The organism is Arcicella rosea (genome assembly GCF_040543805.1).
Lineage (GTDB): Bacteria > Bacteroidota > Bacteroidia > Cytophagales > Spirosomataceae > Arcicella > Arcicella rosea.
This window is the reverse complement of sequence record NZ_JBEUMS010000005.1, coordinates 135937-152052: the sequence shown is the minus strand read 5'-3', so window position 1 is coordinate 152052 and position 16116 is coordinate 135937. Positions and strand designations below refer to the sequence as shown.

The window sequence follows — 16116 nt, the reverse complement described above, 5'->3', positions numbered from 1 at the left end:
CAATTTTACCAACCTTCGTTTTGGATTAAACTTGGGTTTTTCAAAGTTTCATCATAAGGAAGCGGCATGTAATAAAGTCTTTTTGTGAAAACCATATTACTGATTTGTACAGGCGAATAATTGAAAGTACCATCTGTTTTAGTGGTAATTTTCATTCCCATCAAAGCACCACTCAAAGCGGTTTCTGCAATTTTCCAGCGACGTAAATCCCAGAATCTATGTTCTTCAAAAGCTAATTCAATTCTACGTTCATTTTGAATTAATGTTCTTAATTCGTCTTTAGTAAGATTTGCCTTGATTCCGTAGCGATTATCCGTTCCAGCTTTAATACCTGCTCTTTTACGAACTTCTATTACTCTTTTTACAGCATCTTCAGTTTTGTCTAGTTCATTCAATGCCTCGGCAGCATTCAAAATAATTTCAGCATAACGGAATAGCGGAAAGTTGTGGCTTTGGTTGGTATAAGTAGTATTGTTAGAAAAATCAGCCATGAATTTTCTGAGATAATAGCCCGTTCTGGTTTGTACTATATTGCCACCCGGTTTATCTTTTCCACCTTCAAAAGTTTCAACACTACGTCTCAACCAAGTTTGTCCGTTGAAGAAAACCGTTAAAGCCAAACGTGGGTCACGGTCTTTATAAGGACTTTGTGGTGCATAACCAGAAAGAGGATTATTGATGTCTAAACCATTATTCATCGGGAAAGCATCTACCAAATTTTGTGTTGGACTCGTCAAACCTTGGCTAGCTGCTGGTGAACCATATCCCATTGGTGCGTTCAAAGTTTCGATAGAAGTATTATTTCCAACTTGTTTTGCAAGAATAATTTCCGTGTTTTTCTTCACCGTGAAAATATTGTTGTAAGAAGCCTGCAAAGCGTAATAGTTCAAATTAATCAATTCGTTGTTTGCATCAAGTGCTTTTTGCCAACGAGTAGCATCATAAGTAGCGTAGCCATTTAATGTTTTCAAATTAGCATTTGTACTTACGCCACCACCATTGAATAATGGACTAGCCGCATACAATAACAAACGAGACTTCAATGCAATGGCTGCACCTCTTGGTACTTTTCCCCAGTTATTATCTGAAACAGGTTCAGGAGTTAGATTGCCTTTGATGGCGTCACATTCACTTACGATATAGTTTACACATTCTTCGAAGGTATTTCTTGGCAAAGCCAAATTATCTTCAATCGTGAATACTTTATCGGCAATTAAAGGAACGCCACCATATCTTTTCAGCAATTCGAAATAGAGGTAAGCTCTTATAAATCTAGCTTCGGCTTTCCAAGTAACAATACTTGCTGGCGTAGCAGGCACTTTATCAATATTGGCTAAGAAGATATTTACTCTTCTGATTCCCGCATAGCTATTTCCCCAATATGGGTCTGGGTTGTTCAATACGCTGATGATTCCGTTGGTATAATATTCAACAGAGCGGTTGACTCTTGAAGGAAGTGCATCGCCAGCACCAGCGTCTAGGAAATCGCCACCAACTCGGTTGAAACCCGTTGGGATATAATTGTAAATATCATTCAAGAAGAAAACTGCCAACGTAGCATTTTTATCTTGTTCATCCCAAACCAAATCCTCTTTAATCCAATCACGAGGTTCGGTTTCTACTCTTTCACAGCCCGTCCACGACATCGACAGCACCAGTAAAAGAAGGCTTGTATATAATTTTTTATTCATTTTTTTCAGAAGTTTGGAATTGTGTGATGTGAATATTCTCACAAAAATCTCAGGATTATTCGCCTAGGCTTACAATTTTAAATTCACACCAAAATTGATAAGTCGTTGAACAGGATAATTACTTTGATAGCTTTCTGGGTCAATCGATTTATCTTGATTGAACGTAAATACATTGACTGCATTGGCAAAGAATCTTACCGAATTCACGTTGATTTTACCCACCAATTTCGTTGGTAAAGTAAAGCCAACTTCGATGTTTTTCAAGCGAACATAATCTCCAGAACGTACCCAATAAGATGAAGTAGCCTGATTATACACATTTGAACCAATCCAAAGACGTGGATAAGTAGCATCTGTATTGGTTGGAGTCCAACGGTCTAAATGTTGTTCAAATGCTTGACCGAATCCACCATTTTGGAAAGCGAAAGTAGAAGCATTATTTAAGTAAATGTTTCTGTTGGCAACTCCTTGTACCAAAGCAGAGAAATCAAATGCTTTCCAGCTAAAACCTAAACTTGCTCCGAAAGGAATCACTGGTTTTGTATTACCGATTGCCGTTTGGTCTAATTGGTTAATAAGCCCATCATTGTTAAGGTCTTTGTATTTAATATCACCTGCTTGTGGTGTATAACCAATAATACTTGGTGCGTTAGTGGCTTCTGCTGTAGTTTGGAATAAACCATCTGCTTGATAACCGAATGCTTGTCCTACTCGCTGACCAGTACGTTGCATCCAAGCAAAAGGCTGATTCACTTCGTCAAAATACAATACTTTTGATGATTGAACACCTGCATTTACTGTAGCATAAATACTTATATTTTTGATGTTCTTTTGATATAAAAGTTGTACATCTAAACCTGAGTATTGATTTTGTCCGATGTTTTCGTTTGGATAAGTATTTCCTAATAAAGCCGTGTTACGTCCACGTTGCATCAACAAATCGTAGTACTTCATGTGATAATACTCGAAAGTAAAACCTAATTGTTGATTGAAAAGCGAACCTTGAAGTCCAACATTCAACTTATTAGCTTTTTCCCAAGTGATGTTTGCATTGGCAATTGGTTGTTCAGTAATTGAAGTATTTGAACCAGCACCTGTACCAAAAAACGCACTGTTGCTATCGAAATATCTTTGGATGTACGAGAAGTAACCCGGATTGTCATTACCCGTTTTTCCATAAGAACCATATAATTTCAAGTACGAAAGCCATTCTTGAGATTTCAAGAAATCTTCTTGACTGATGTTCCAAGCTAAACCAACCGATGGGAAGAAACCATATTTAGTTCTGCCGCCATCTGGATAACGGTTAGAACCATTCAAACCAAAAGCCATTTCAAGAATATACTTTTTTGAATAGTTATAGCTGAATCTTCCTGAAGTTCCAGTAAAAGTCAAAGGCAAATCTGAACCTGCTACTGAATTCTGACGGTTCGCTAAAAGTAAACCAGTGAAACCATGCTCGTTGAAAGTACGGTCATAACCTAAAGTCAATTCCAAATAGTCTGAACGTCCTTGATAATCAATTCCGTTTCCATTGGCTTGGTCGCTGTTTGCACCAAATTGTTGATAGCTTGCTACGCCAGTAGGAGAAAGATTTCTTTGAAAAACAGCAAATGTTTTAGCACGGAAGATATTTTCAGAAAGCGTTGCATAATATGACCCTGTAGCTTTTACCCATAACCCTGTTGTTATTTCATCCAAAGTTCTTTTCAAGTAAAAATCAGCCAACATATCTCTTTTGAAATTCTGTTGATAACCAGAACCAACCGTTTGTGCCCAAATATTACTTTGGAATTGTTGAGAACCACCGTAAGAATTATCTGGATTATAAACAGGATAAGCATTGTTTGGCGTATTCATGATAGAATTAAGAATAGAACTTGTGCTATAACCAGCATCATTGCCATTCAAAATTCTTCCTAATAAATAAATACCGCCTGATAGTTTTGGGTTTAATTGTAAATCAACATTCGAACGAAGTGTGTATGATTTAAAATTGTTGTTAGTACTGTAGGCATTAATATCGCTTTGTTTCAATAAGCCTGTTTGATTGATGTGGTCGAACGAAACAAAGTATTTCGAGAAACTATTCCCGCCACTCGCACTAAAAGTATAGCGGTCTTGTCTTGAAGAAGAATTCAATACTTGGTCTCTCCAATTTACATCTGGATATAAATATGGGTCTGAACCAGACTGATAACCTTGTAAAGCTTGTTCAGAATACACAGGAGGTAAACCATCATTTTTCAAAGCTTCATTATACAAAGTAGCATAATTGAAAGAATTGAGTGCTTTCGGAAAACGCAATGGTTGTTGAATGGCAGTTTGTGCAGTGAACGACATTCTCGCAGTATTTGGATTTCCCTTACGAGTTGTAATTACTAAAGCACCGTCAGAGCCACGCACACCCATCATGGCAGTAGAAAGCGCATCTTTCAAAACAGTAACTGACTCGATTTCTTCAAGGTCAAAAACGGTTAATTGACGAGGAATACCATCGATAATAACCAACGGACTTTGATTTCTTAAGGAAATACTTGTGCCATCAAAGCCGGGCTGACCAGTAAACTGATTAGTGCTAATACCAGCCAACCTACCAGACAAAGCACTGATGACCGAAGTAACAGCTGACTTCTGTAAGTCACTATTGAAAACCGCTTGAGAAGACGTTGCCGTCAAATCACTTTGCACGCTAGTATTGAACAGGCGACGAAGTGGTTTTGAACGAAGTACCGCTGGGTTTTTACTGCTAAGGATAATAATTGGCGAAACTTTATCTCCAACTACATAATCCATAATTTTTGTACCCGATGCAGAGATTTCTAATTTATCTCCTTTCTTCGCTCCAATTGTTAGCGAACCTGCAGCATCTGTACTTGCTTTGAGTCCTTTGGTTTTGTTGTTAATGCTGATATTTGCCAAAGGCTCTTCGTTTTCGTCAATGATAATGGGCGAAAACACTTCCAGCTCAGTTGTTTTAGGTTCGTCGGACTGAGCCACCATCAACATCGCATTAAACACTAGCATTGTCGTCAAGGCAATCCTACACAAAGGAAACCAGTAGAGACTGCGTTTACGTAGAAATTTTATCATAGTTTTGTTTTTTTGAATTTTTGCAATGGGGTTTTATGAATACTCATAGTTAGTGAAAAAAGGAATGAAGTTTGAACTACATTTTATCAAATATTAAATTTGAATAATGCAAAACTAAACAATAGAATTTAGCCAATAGGGTGTTTTTTTCGTATAAAAAGGGGGTTAAAATCACACATTCTAAATCTTGTTATGCCTTTACAATCATTTCAGGCAATAAATCAGCGTAGAACTATCGCAAGTATTATTTTGATTAATTCCTTAATCGTTTTTCGACCAAGCGAATAAGTTGAAGCTCTTTTAACTTTTATGGCTTATTTGAGGAGAACTTTTTGCTATTCCCCTTTAGTATGATAAACTTTGCAGGATTTCGGATATAGGATTTCGGTCATCGGATGTCAGCTTTCAGTCATCGGATTTTTTATTAAAACAATCTATGAAATAAAGCTCAACACTAGATGACCGAAATTCGACATCCGAAAGCTGACATCAGAAATCCAAAATTCCAAGGATTGAATTACATATTTATGAAGTGCATTTTTTTTAACATATTCTTAACCATTACGCTAGTTTCCAAGCTTAGTTTGGCGCAAGTAAATACTGCAAAATTTCGTTTTGAACACCTCACCGTAAATGATGGTTTGCCTCACAGCGATGCCATGTTTGTGGTACAAGACCATGCAGGTTTTATCTGGACAGGTACTAATAATGGTATCAGCCGTTATGATGGTTATGAACTCAAGAAGTACGATATGCCCGTGAATCCAGACAATGGTTTACCGAGTAATCGTATTCATACTTTACATGTCGATAGCAAAGGACGTTTGTGGATTGGTGCTGAAAGTGCAGGCGTAAGTTTACTGGATGTTAATCACGAACGAGTAGTAAATATTACAGAAAAAGCGAATACCAACATTAATAAAGCATTGCTAAAAACACTGAGAGTATCAGATGTTGTGACGATTTCATCGGATGCTTGGGGACGTATTTGGGTGGGGACAAGTAAAAATGGTTTATTTGTCTTGAAAGTAAATGATGAGAACGAACTTGTAAGTATTCAACAAATTACGCTTAATCAAAAAACGTCCTATAGAGTTGCTAATATTATTTGCGATAAAGATGGCTATGTTTGGATTGCTACTCGCTCGCAAGGTTTGTGGTATGTTTTACCAAAAAGTTCAACGATTCATCGTTCAACATTAAAGGCAGATTATATTAGAGCTTTACATATTGATACTAAAGGAGACCTCTGGTTGGCGACAAGCGAACAACTTTATTGGGTGAGTAAAGTCAAAAGATTGACATCAAAAAGCTATGAAGCAACATTAGGTAACATCTCAGAGATTGAATGTATTTTCCTTGATTCGTTTAACCAACTTTGGGTTGGTACAAATTATGGATTACACTTTTGGTCACCGAAAAACCCTTTGAAAAAAGGAGAACTACCAATTGATATTCAGAAATCAAGTACTTTTTTACCTTTAGATGACGACCCAAATAGCATCAATTCTGGCAGAATTCACCAAGTATTTGAAGATAATAATCATACGCTTTGGTTGGCGGCATCAGCAGGTGGACTCAATCGTGTGAATTTGCGCCGTAAACCATTTTATAATTTACAGCGACAGTTTTCGCAACATCCTACTTTGCCCAATAATTATATCAACTGTATTCGCAAGGATATTAAAGAGAATTGGTTGTGGATTGGTACTCGTAACGGTTTTTCAAAATACGATTTAACGACACGAACCTACCAAAATTTTATGAGTAGGGATTTGTCGGGTGATGCTACTGGCGTTGACGTTTCTGCTTTTCATCAAAGTAATGATGGAACACTTTGGGTAGGAACAAGATATTTGGGCATTACTAAAATTAAAGATGGAAACAGGCAACATTTTGTACAAATTGCTCCAGATTTAACCTTTTATAATACCAGTATTGAAAGCATTGTAGAAGACCGCTTCGGTACGATTTGGATAGCTACTTTTGAACTAGGCTTACTTCGTTTAGACAAAGAAGGTAAACTAATTGAACGCTATTGGGGAGCAGAAAATCCTTTGAAGAGTAATCAATACACTTTTTTAATGTATGATTCAACCAAAGATGTTTTATGGGCAAGTACTCGTGATAAAGGCATTTTAAAGATTAAAGTACAAGAAAAAGGCGTGAAGCTGTTGAACAAATTTAGTTATGATGCCAACAATAAAAATACTTTAAGTGGAAATTACGCTTGGCCGATTTTAAAAGACAAGTATAACAATATTTGGGTAGGAACGATTGGAGGTGGTTTGAACAAAATATCGACCAATGCAAAAGGTGAAGATATTGTTCAAAGAATCAATTTGCCGTATCCGAATATAGAAAGTTTACAAGACGATGCCGAAGGGAATATATGGATTGCTGGTGATGGCTTGCTGAGATATAAACCTTCGTCGGGGCAATGGTTGCATTATGATGTGGCAGATGGTTTACAAAGTAATTCTTTTAAAGTAGGTGCTTCAACCAGAGATGCCGATGGAATGCTGTATTTTGGCGGTATTCGTGGACTTACTTATTTTAATCCCTTGGCGATTCGTCCAGATTCCAAGGCAGCTGCGGTGCGCCTGACTGATTTCAAAATTTATAATAAACCTGTACAAATTGGAGAAGAAATTAATGGTAGAGTAGTACTTGAAAAACCACTAGACCAAACGAAAAGTATTACTATTAAAGACCGTGAGAATGATTTTTCAATCGCCTTTGTCGGATTGAATTATAATAACCCACAAAAAAATATTTATGCTTATCAACTTCAAGGCTATAATAAAAACTGGGTTTATACAAGTTCAAAACAAAGAACAGCCAGCTTTGCTAACCTTTCAGCAGGGGAATATACTTTGGTCGTAAAAGCCTATAATGGTGAAGGGAAATGGTCAAAAGCTCCAGTTATTTTGAATATCACCGTATTGCCCCCTTGGTACAAAACTTGGTGGGCTTATACTTTATATACTTGCTTGCTTGTAAGTGCATTTATTATGTATCGTCGGGCAAGTTTGGCTCGCCAAGCTTTGGAAAATACCTTGGCTTTAGAAAAATTCAAAGTAGAAAAAGAGAAGGAAATCACTGATTTAAAACTCCGTTTTTTCACAAATGTTTCTCATGAATTACGCACGCCACTTACTTTGATTCTTGGTCCGATGGAAGAATTAATGTCGATTGAAACCAAAATGAAGGATAAAATCGTATTAATGCACCAACAAACTCGTAAATTATTAGACCTCGTCAATCAATTATTAGATTTCAGAAAAGTAGAATCTGGTCATGTTTCCTTGCGAGCCACACAAGGAAATATCTTGCATTTTATTCAGGAAATCTTCTTGATTTTTAAACTGAAAGCGGACGAATGCCATTTTGATTATGCGATGAGTATTCCTGCCGAACCTATCAATATGTATTTTGATTGGAGTAAATTAGAAATTATTCTGACCAATTTACTCTCAAATTCCTTTAAATATACGCCAGAAGGTGGCAAAATTAGGATTGCCGTTTCGATGATTGGTTCGCCAGAAGCAGATGCTATTTTTGAAGATAAAAAACTGAAAGATAATTACTTAGAAATCAGTGTACAGGATTGGGGAATGGGCATGAAGGCAGATGAAATTGATAAAATCTTCGACCCTTATTTTCAGGCATCACATACCGAAACCATGAAAATTATGGGAACGGGCATCGGTTTATCATTAGTAAAACAATTTGTAGAAGCACATGCTGGCGAAGTTTGTGTGAAAAGTGCAGTAGGAGAGGGAACAAGTTTCTTGCTAAAACTCCCTTTTGGAAAGACTCATCTTGCTGTTCATGAAATTCATACAGAAGGGGTTGAACTGAAAAAAGTAACAGTGAATACGCCCGAACCAGTAATTGAAAATATTGATTTAGAAAAAATACCTGTAAAAGTACCGCATACTACTCGGATTTTAATTGTTGAAGACAATGAAGAATTACGTTTGTACTTACAACAACTTTGCGAAGCAAATTATGAGGTTTTTACCGCAGTAGATGGACTAGACGGTTGGGAAAAAACCTTGCAACTTTTACCAGATTTGGTGATTAGCGATGTAATGATGCCAATCAGCGATGGTTTGGAATTATGTCGAAAAATCAAGCAACATCCTAAAACCACACATATTCCTGTGATGCTTTTAACGGCAAGAGTAGCGGCTGTTCATGAATTAGAAGGCTTAGAAACTGGCGCAGATGAATATATGTCTAAACCATTTAACCCGCTGATTTTGAGTGCTAAAATCTTGACGATACTTCAAAGTAGATTGTTACTAAGAGAGTATTATCAACGACAATTATTGCTTGAACCAACGCAAGTTGATATTCCAGATGAAACCAAACAATTGCTAGAAAAAGCAATGGCAATTATTGAAGATAATCTGAGTGATTCTGATTTTAATGTACAAGTATTGGTACGAGAAATGGGCATGAGCCAATCAGCTTTTTATCGTCAAATTAAAGCCATTACAGGTCAATCGGTTGTTGAATTTATTCGTGATATTCGCTTGAAACGTGCTGCACAATTATTGAGTACTGGTAATTTACGGGTTTCTGAAGTAGCGATGATGGTTGGAATTGAAGATATCAAATACTTCCGAAAAATGTTTCAAGGAATTTATAACATGCCACCGTCAGAATACGCCAAACTTCAGCGTGGAAATGTGGGATAAAAAATATGAATAACAGATATTGAATAGCATAATCAATTCATGCAATAATATCGTTCATTTTAAGTAGAGGAACAAAAAATTTAAGGTATTATATCTAAGGATAAAACTCGTAGCGGCAACCCTTGCGGTTGCCGATTGATAAAGTAAGAGATAAGAAATGGCAACCGCAAGGGTTGCCACTACATGTAATTTTTTCTATTAGCATTAGTAGTAAATTTCAATTACTTCAATTCAGAATTTTTACCCTCCTTTTTGACGAAAATCCCCCCTTCTAAAACTCCAATCTCTTCATAGTTTTGTACAAAGTAATTTTATCCAATTCAAACGTATTAGACAATGAGAGTTTCTGCAAATGTGCTACTATTGGCAATGACTATTTTGCTAGGTTGCCAAACACAAAAAGGAAGTATTAGTAAAAAAGAACAAGCCTTTCAACCGGGAAGTATCTGGAATGATAATAATGGTGAAGTAATTAACGCCCACGGTGGTGGAATTTTATACATCAACAAAACCTATTATTGGTACGGTGAAAAAAGAGGAAAAAGTGCTTCGGAAGGCGTTGCGGTTTATTCTTCTAAAGATTTATATCGTTGGAAAAACGAAGGAATTGCTTTGGCAAAATCGAACGATCCAAACAGTGAAATTGCCGTTGGGGGTTTAGTGGAGCGTCCAAAAGTAATTTACAATGCCAAGACCAAGAAGTATGTAATGTGGTTTCACTTAGAATTACCGAATAAAGGATATAGTGCCGCCAGAGCAGGCGTAGCCATCAGTGACAAAGCCACAGGACCATTTGTATATTTAAAAAGTTTTCGCCCGAACGGCCACATGTCAAGAGACATGACGCTTTATGTGGACGAAGACGCTACAGCCTATCACATTTACTCCGCTCGTGAAAACTACGATTTGCGCATTACAAAATTGACAGACGATTATTTATCTGCTACCACAGACGATACTTTACTTTTCAGTAATCATAGAGAAGCACCAGCAGTATTCAAAAAAGATGGGTTATATTATTTAATTACAAGTGGGTGTACGGGTTGGGCGCCTAATAAGGCCAGTTTACACACGGCAACATCTTTGTTTGGTCCTTGGAAATTGGTTGAAGACCCAATGAATGGGCCTTTGGCGGAAAAAACTTTCAATGGACAATCAACCTATATTTTACCAATTGCAGGGAAAAAAGATGCCTTTGTTTTTATGGCTGATAAATGGAATCCGAAGGATTTGAAAGATAGTCGATACCTTTGGTTACCGATACAATTCAAAGATGGTAAGCCGTTGATTACTTGGCAAGATTCTTGGAAATTGGATACTTTTAATCAGTAATTAAACAGCAAGTTTTTACCTTTAATACCTCAACTATGAAATACTTTTTTGTCTCTGTCATTACTTTTTTATCATTCTTTGCTTCAGAAGCTCAAGATATAGCCGTTCAAAAGAAATGGCTTAAAGAAGGTTATAAACTTGCTTGGTCGGATGAGTTTGACAAAGATGGCACTCCCAATCCAGCAAATTGGTCTTATGAAAAAGGCTTTGTCCGTAACCATGAATTACAATGGTATCAGCCAGATAATGCTTTTTGCGAAAATGGATATTTAATCATTGAAGCAAGAAGGGAGCAAAAGCCAAATCCCAATTATGTAGAAGGCAGTAATGATTGGCGAAAAAAACAGCCAATGATAGATTTTTCATCTACTTGTATGATTACTGCGGGCAAAAAAACGTGGCAGTATGGAAGATTTGAATTTAGAGCAAGAATTGATATTAGTCAAGGAGTGTGGCCAGCTTGGTGGACTTTAGGAGTCGATAAAAACTGGCCAGCCAATGGCGAAATAGATATGATGGAATTTTACCGAGGTAAAGTGCTTGCCAATATCGCTTGTTTGTCCGCCAACAAGCAAGCCGAATGGCATAGTAATACCTTTCCTGTTGATTCGCTAGGAGGAGCCAATTGGGCTGCTCAATTTCATGTGTGGCGAATGGATTGGGAGAAAGATTATATCGCTTTGTACCTCGACGACCAGCTTTTGAACAAAGTACCTATGAGTGTTTTAGTCAATAAAGATGGTTCGGGTTTTAATCCTTTTCAGCAACCGCACTATATGTTATTGAATGTCGCAATTGGTGGAGACAACGGTGGTAACCCATACAGAAGCACTTTCCCTAGCCGCATGGAAGTAGATTATGTTAGGGTTTATCAGAAAGAGTAAAATTAAGAAAATAAATAAAAGCTTTCAGGGATAAAAAGATTGCTCAAGCCTTTTTATCATTATGGTGTGACTTCATCATATCCTAATGAAAGCTCGCCTTACGTGTGAACACAGTACAAAAGGAGTAGAAATTGTATTTATCTTCGCTTTTGAGTTAAAATCAAACCATTTAACTTTTAAATATTCATCATGTTCAAAAAAATATTACTTGTTTGTGCTTTTGTGTTGCCTTTTGGCGTTGAAGCTCAACAAAAAACTAATGACGACCGTGCATTCTGGTTACAACATCTTGATAAATTAGCGAAACCAATTTTACATAGTTTGGCAAATGATAGCCTTAGGATAGTCATGCCCAAGACAATGTCAAAATTTATTGATAATCCGAATACTCGTAAAGAAGTAGCTTATTTAGAAGCTTTTGGTCGATTAATGTGTGGCATTTCTCCTTGGTTAAATCTGGAAGGAGGTTCTCCTAAAGAAATAGCTTTAAGAAATCAATATAGAAATTATGCTTTGAAAGCCGTTGCCAATGCGGTAAATCCTAACGCAAAAGACTATATGTCTTTTGAAAAAGGCGGGCAACCTTTGGTAGATGCTTCTTTTTTAGCTTTGGCTTTTGTGAGATGTCCGTGGTTATGGGAACACCTTGATACCCAAACCAAAGACCAAGTAGTAAAAGCATTTTTAGCCACAAGAAATGTTAGAGCGGGTTTTTCTAACTGGATTTTGTTTTCGGGAATGATAGAAACCTTTTTCTGCAAATATGGCTATCCTTGGGACTCAATGCGTATTGAATATTGCTTCCGCCAATTTGAACAATGGTATGTTGGCGATGGCGTTTACTCTGATGGTCCTCCTTATCACTGGGATTACTACAATAGTTATGTTATTCATCCATATTTAGCCAATATGGTGAAAGAATTAAGTCCGAAAACAGGCGCATTTAACTGGACAGCTGAAAAAATTAGAGTAAGAAACGAACGCTTTGCCGTTATCCAAGAAAGATTAGTGAATAGCGATGGGTCTTTTCCTGTTACTGGGCGCTCTATTGTATATCGTGGCGCTGCATTTCACCATTTGGCAGATATTGCTTGGCGAAAAGCTTTACCAAAAGAGTTAAGTCCTGCACAGGTGCGCTCAGCTTTAACGGCTATTATCAAAAAAACGACAGAAAGCCCAAGTACTTTCACTTCTGATGGTTGGTTGACGATTGGTTTATACGGTTCACAACCAGATTTGGCAGATGTTTATATTACCACAGGCAGTTTATATCTCTGTGCGAATATTTTATTGCCATTAGGTTTACCAGAAACAGATGAATTTTGGAGTAGCCCAGCTACGAAATGGACATCACAAAAAGTATGGTCGGGCGAGGCTGTTTTGGCAGATCATGCCATTGAATAAGTAAGTATTTAGTTAAACCTATAAGGATTTACAAGATTGTCTAATAATGAGAATCTTAATTTCAAATCCTTATAGGTTTATATTCTCAATCATTAATTCCTACTACTTAGAAATTAATGATTGAATATTATAAACTCAGTTTCATGAATTGTAAAAAAGGATTAATTACCTTATTGTTTTGTAGTCTTGTCTTTTTTGCAAAAGGACAAGAGAAAATAGCAGTGTTAGAAGTAGGAGAGGGCTGGGCGAAAAATTCAGTCAATGCGGTTATTTTTCGTAAAAACTCTTTGGTTTCTTTTAAAAATTACCAGTTTATTGCCTATTACGATGCCGATGCTTTTGTGGTTTTAGGGAAAAGAAAACAAGGAAAAAATACTTGGGAATTACAGAAAACCAATTTTAAAGGCAATGCCAGCGATGCCCATAATTCCATTTCTATCATGGTAGATGGCGATGGTTTTTTACATCTTTCTTGGGATCATCATAATAATGCTCTTCGTTATGCCGTCAGTAAAGCACCTTTTTCATTGATGATGGGAGAGAAGCAAAGCATGACAGGACGCACAGAAAGCAATGTTACTTATCCAGAATTTTATCGATTACCCAACGGAAATCTTTTGTTTTTCTACCGAAATGGTGCTTCTGGAAAAGGCAATTTGGTCATGAATCAATATGATTTAAAAACCAAAAAATGGTCGATGGTTCAAGAAAACCTGATTGATGGTGAAGGTAAAAGAAATGCTTATTGGCAAGCTTGTTTAGATAGTCAGGGTACAATTCACCTTTCTTGGGTTTGGCGAGAAAGCGCTGATGTAGCCAGTAATCACGACATGGCTTATGCTCGTTCAAAAGATGGTGGAAAGACTTGGGAGAATTCTCAAGGTCTTGCTTATCAATTACCAATCACCGCTCAAAATGCAGAATATGCCTGTAAAATTCCTCAGAAAAGTGAGTTAATTAATCAGACCTCAATGGTGGCGGATGCTGAGGGAAATCCCTACATCGCTACTTATTGGCGACCAGCCAATGAAAGCGTTCCGCAGTATCATGTTATTTATTTAGCCAATCAACAATGGCAAGTAAGTAATCTTGGTTTTAGAAAAACACCTTTTAGTTTAAGTGGTGTCGGTACAAAACGCATTCCAATTTCAAGACCACAAATTTTGGCTTGGTCGTCGAAGAAAAATACTTTATCTGCCATGCTGATTTTCAGAGATGCCGAAAGAGGCGATAAAGTTTCTACTGCGATAACGACAGATTTAAGTAAAGGCAATTGGCAAATTAAAGATATTAGCGAAACCTCAGTAGGTTCGTGGGAGCCAACTTACGATACTGAACTTTGGCAAAATAAAGGCGATTTACATCTTTTTGTAGAAAAAGTAGATCAAGCTGATGGCGAAGGGAAAGTAAATATTCCAGCCCAAAAAGTACAAATATTAACATGGAAGGCTGTCAAAAAAATCAAGAGGAAAGAACAGAATAAGTAGTCGAAGTATTCAGAAGGATTTAGTTAAACCTATAGGGATTCAATAATTGTCTAACAATAAGAGAGCTTTAACCTCAAATCCTTATAGGGTTATATTCTAATACTTATATAAAATAAACGATGTTTTGGGGAATTGATTACAAAATATAAATATTCACAATTCATCATTCACAACTCAAAATTCAATCACAAAAAACATGAAACAATTTTTTCGCATTGCTATCAATACGGTAATGATTTGCTTGATGGCTTGGTCGCTTGCTACGGCACAAACAAGTAAATCGCACCCTAAAAGAGCGGCTTTATTAAAAACTATCAATCAGAATTTCAAAGATGCGGGCAAACAATATAAAGTATTGATGAGTAATCTTCCGCAAGATAAATTCCCGAAAACATATTTCCCTAAAACTGGTAAATACGAATTTAGTGGTTCTGATTGGTGGTGTAGTGGTTTTTATCCCGGTTCATTATTGTACATTTATCAGCAAACAAAAGATGCTGAACTGCTAAAAGAAAACAATCGTATTTTAGGCGTTTTAGAAAAAGAGAAATTCAATACCACCACACACGATTTGGGTTTTATGATGTATTGCAGTTTTGGAAATGCCAAAGACATCGCTCCAAAACCTGAGTACAAAGATATTTTGATTCAAAGTGCAAAATCTTTGGCTACCCGTTTCAATCCAACGGTTGGTTGTATCAAATCTTGGGATTCAAAAAAAGGGGATTTCTTAGTAATCATTGATAACATGATGAACCTAGAATTACTTTTCTGGGCAACCAAAGTAACAGGTGATTCTACTTATTATAAAATTGCGGTGACACATGCTAACACGACGATGAAAAATCACTTCCGTCCAGATTATAGTTCTTATCATGTAATTAACTATAATGCAACAACTGGTGGTGTGCAACAAAAGAAAACTGCTCAAGGTTATGCAGACGAATCTGCTTGGGCTAGAGGACAAGCTTGGGGATTGTATGGTTATGCAGTAATGTATCGTGAAACGAAAAACCCAATTTATTTAGAACAAGCAAAAAATATTGCAAAATTTATCTTAACGCATCCAAACATGCCAGCTGATAAAGTACCTTATTGGGATTTTAACGCACCAAATATTCCAACAGCTTTGCGTGATGCTTCGGCGGCTTCGGTAATGGCTTCGGCTTTGTTGGAATTGAGTGGTTATGTAGATAAAAACCTGGAAAAAGATTATATCAAAAATGCAGAAGCAATGATTTACTCATTGTCGAATGCACCGTATAAAGCAGCAATTGGCACAAATGGAGGTTTTTTAATTGAACATTGTGTTGGTCACATTCCGCAGAATACTGAAGTGGACGTGCCTTTAACCTATGCAGATTATTATTTCTTAGAAGCTATGAAGCGTTATAAAGAGCTTAAATAGTGGCTTAATTGCTTGCTCGTGAGACACGAGCAAGGGCATAATGACAAGCTTTGAGAGATGAGCCTTGAGGTTTTATTTTTGTACGATTTATGTTACAAAATAAAATTT

8 protein-coding genes are annotated in these 16116 nt (G+C 36.8%); 6 read left to right on the top strand and 2 right to left on the bottom strand.

Annotated elements, in window-relative coordinates:
• Nucleotides 1-5: 5 nt before the first annotated feature.
• Entirely contained in the window at nucleotides 6-1691 is a 1686-nt protein-coding gene (locus tag ABID42_RS08295) for a RagB/SusD family nutrient uptake outer membrane protein (protein WP_367283244.1), read from the bottom strand.
• Between the two features lie 69 nt (nucleotides 1692-1760).
• On the bottom strand, nucleotides 1761-4784 hold the full coding sequence (locus tag ABID42_RS08290) for a SusC/RagA family TonB-linked outer membrane protein (protein ID WP_367283243.1): 3024 nt from the start codon (nucleotides 4782-4784) through the stop codon (nucleotides 1761-1763).
• Nucleotides 4785-5311: 527 nt separating this feature from the next.
• Here ABID42_RS08290 and ABID42_RS08285 point away from each other — a divergent pair.
• The 6 genes from ABID42_RS08285 (at nucleotide 5312) to ABID42_RS08260 (ending at nucleotide 16008) form a co-directional block, all read left to right on the top strand.
• The gene (locus tag ABID42_RS08285) at nucleotides 5312-9493 is read left to right on the top strand and encodes a two-component regulator propeller domain-containing protein (RefSeq protein WP_367283242.1); all 4182 of its coding nucleotides are present in this window, start codon (nucleotides 5312-5314) and stop codon (nucleotides 9491-9493) included.
• A gap of 336 nt (nucleotides 9494-9829) precedes the next feature.
• Nucleotides 9830-10825, top strand: a complete 996-nt coding sequence (locus ABID42_RS08280) for a glycoside hydrolase family 43 protein (RefSeq protein WP_367283241.1) — start codon at nucleotides 9830-9832, stop codon at nucleotides 10823-10825.
• Between the two features lie 35 nt (nucleotides 10826-10860).
• Nucleotides 10861-11709, top strand: a complete 849-nt coding sequence (locus ABID42_RS08275) for a glycoside hydrolase family 16 protein (RefSeq protein WP_367283240.1) — start codon at nucleotides 10861-10863, stop codon at nucleotides 11707-11709.
• A gap of 189 nt (nucleotides 11710-11898) precedes the next feature.
• Nucleotides 11899-13113, top strand: a complete 1215-nt coding sequence (locus tag ABID42_RS08270; RefSeq protein ID WP_367283239.1) for a DUF2264 domain-containing protein — start codon at nucleotides 11899-11901, stop codon at nucleotides 13111-13113.
• A 143-nt stretch (nucleotides 13114-13256) separates the two neighbouring features.
• Nucleotides 13257-14600 (top strand): BNR repeat-containing protein, encoded by a 1344-nt coding sequence (locus tag ABID42_RS08265; protein WP_367283238.1) that lies wholly within the window; start codon nucleotides 13257-13259, stop codon nucleotides 14598-14600.
• 196 nt (nucleotides 14601-14796) lie between these two features.
• Nucleotides 14797-16008 carry a glycoside hydrolase family 88 protein gene (locus ABID42_RS08260; protein ID WP_367283237.1) on the top strand — a complete coding sequence of 404 codons (1212 nt, stop codon included), beginning with the start codon at nucleotides 14797-14799 and terminating at the stop codon, nucleotides 16006-16008.
• Nucleotides 16009-16116: the final 108 nt, after the last annotated feature.

Bases quoted from the DNA above. Each gene is read 5' to 3' on its own strand.
- ABID42_RS08265 (WP_367283238.1), top strand. From the start codon at position 13,257: ATGAATTGTAAAAAAGGATTAATTACCTTATTGTTTTGTAGTCTTGTC.
- ABID42_RS08270 (WP_367283239.1), top strand. From the start codon at position 11,899: ATGTTCAAAAAAATATTACTTGTTTGTGCTTTTGTGTTGCCTTTTGGC.
- ABID42_RS08280 (WP_367283241.1), top strand. From the start codon at position 9,830: ATGAGAGTTTCTGCAAATGTGCTACTATTGGCAATGACTATTTTGCTA.
- ABID42_RS08275 (WP_367283240.1), top strand. From the start codon at position 10,861: ATGAAATACTTTTTTGTCTCTGTCATTACTTTTTTATCATTCTTTGCT.
- ABID42_RS08295 (WP_367283244.1), bottom strand. From the start codon at position 1,691: ATGAATAAAAAATTATATACAAGCCTTCTTTTACTGGTGCTGTCGATG.
- ABID42_RS08285 (WP_367283242.1), top strand. From the start codon at position 5,312: ATGAAGTGCATTTTTTTTAACATATTCTTAACCATTACGCTAGTTTCC.
- ABID42_RS08260 (WP_367283237.1), top strand. From the start codon at position 14,797: ATGAAACAATTTTTTCGCATTGCTATCAATACGGTAATGATTTGCTTG.
- ABID42_RS08290 (WP_367283243.1), bottom strand. From the start codon at position 4,784: ATGATAAAATTTCTACGTAAACGCAGTCTCTACTGGTTTCCTTTGTGT.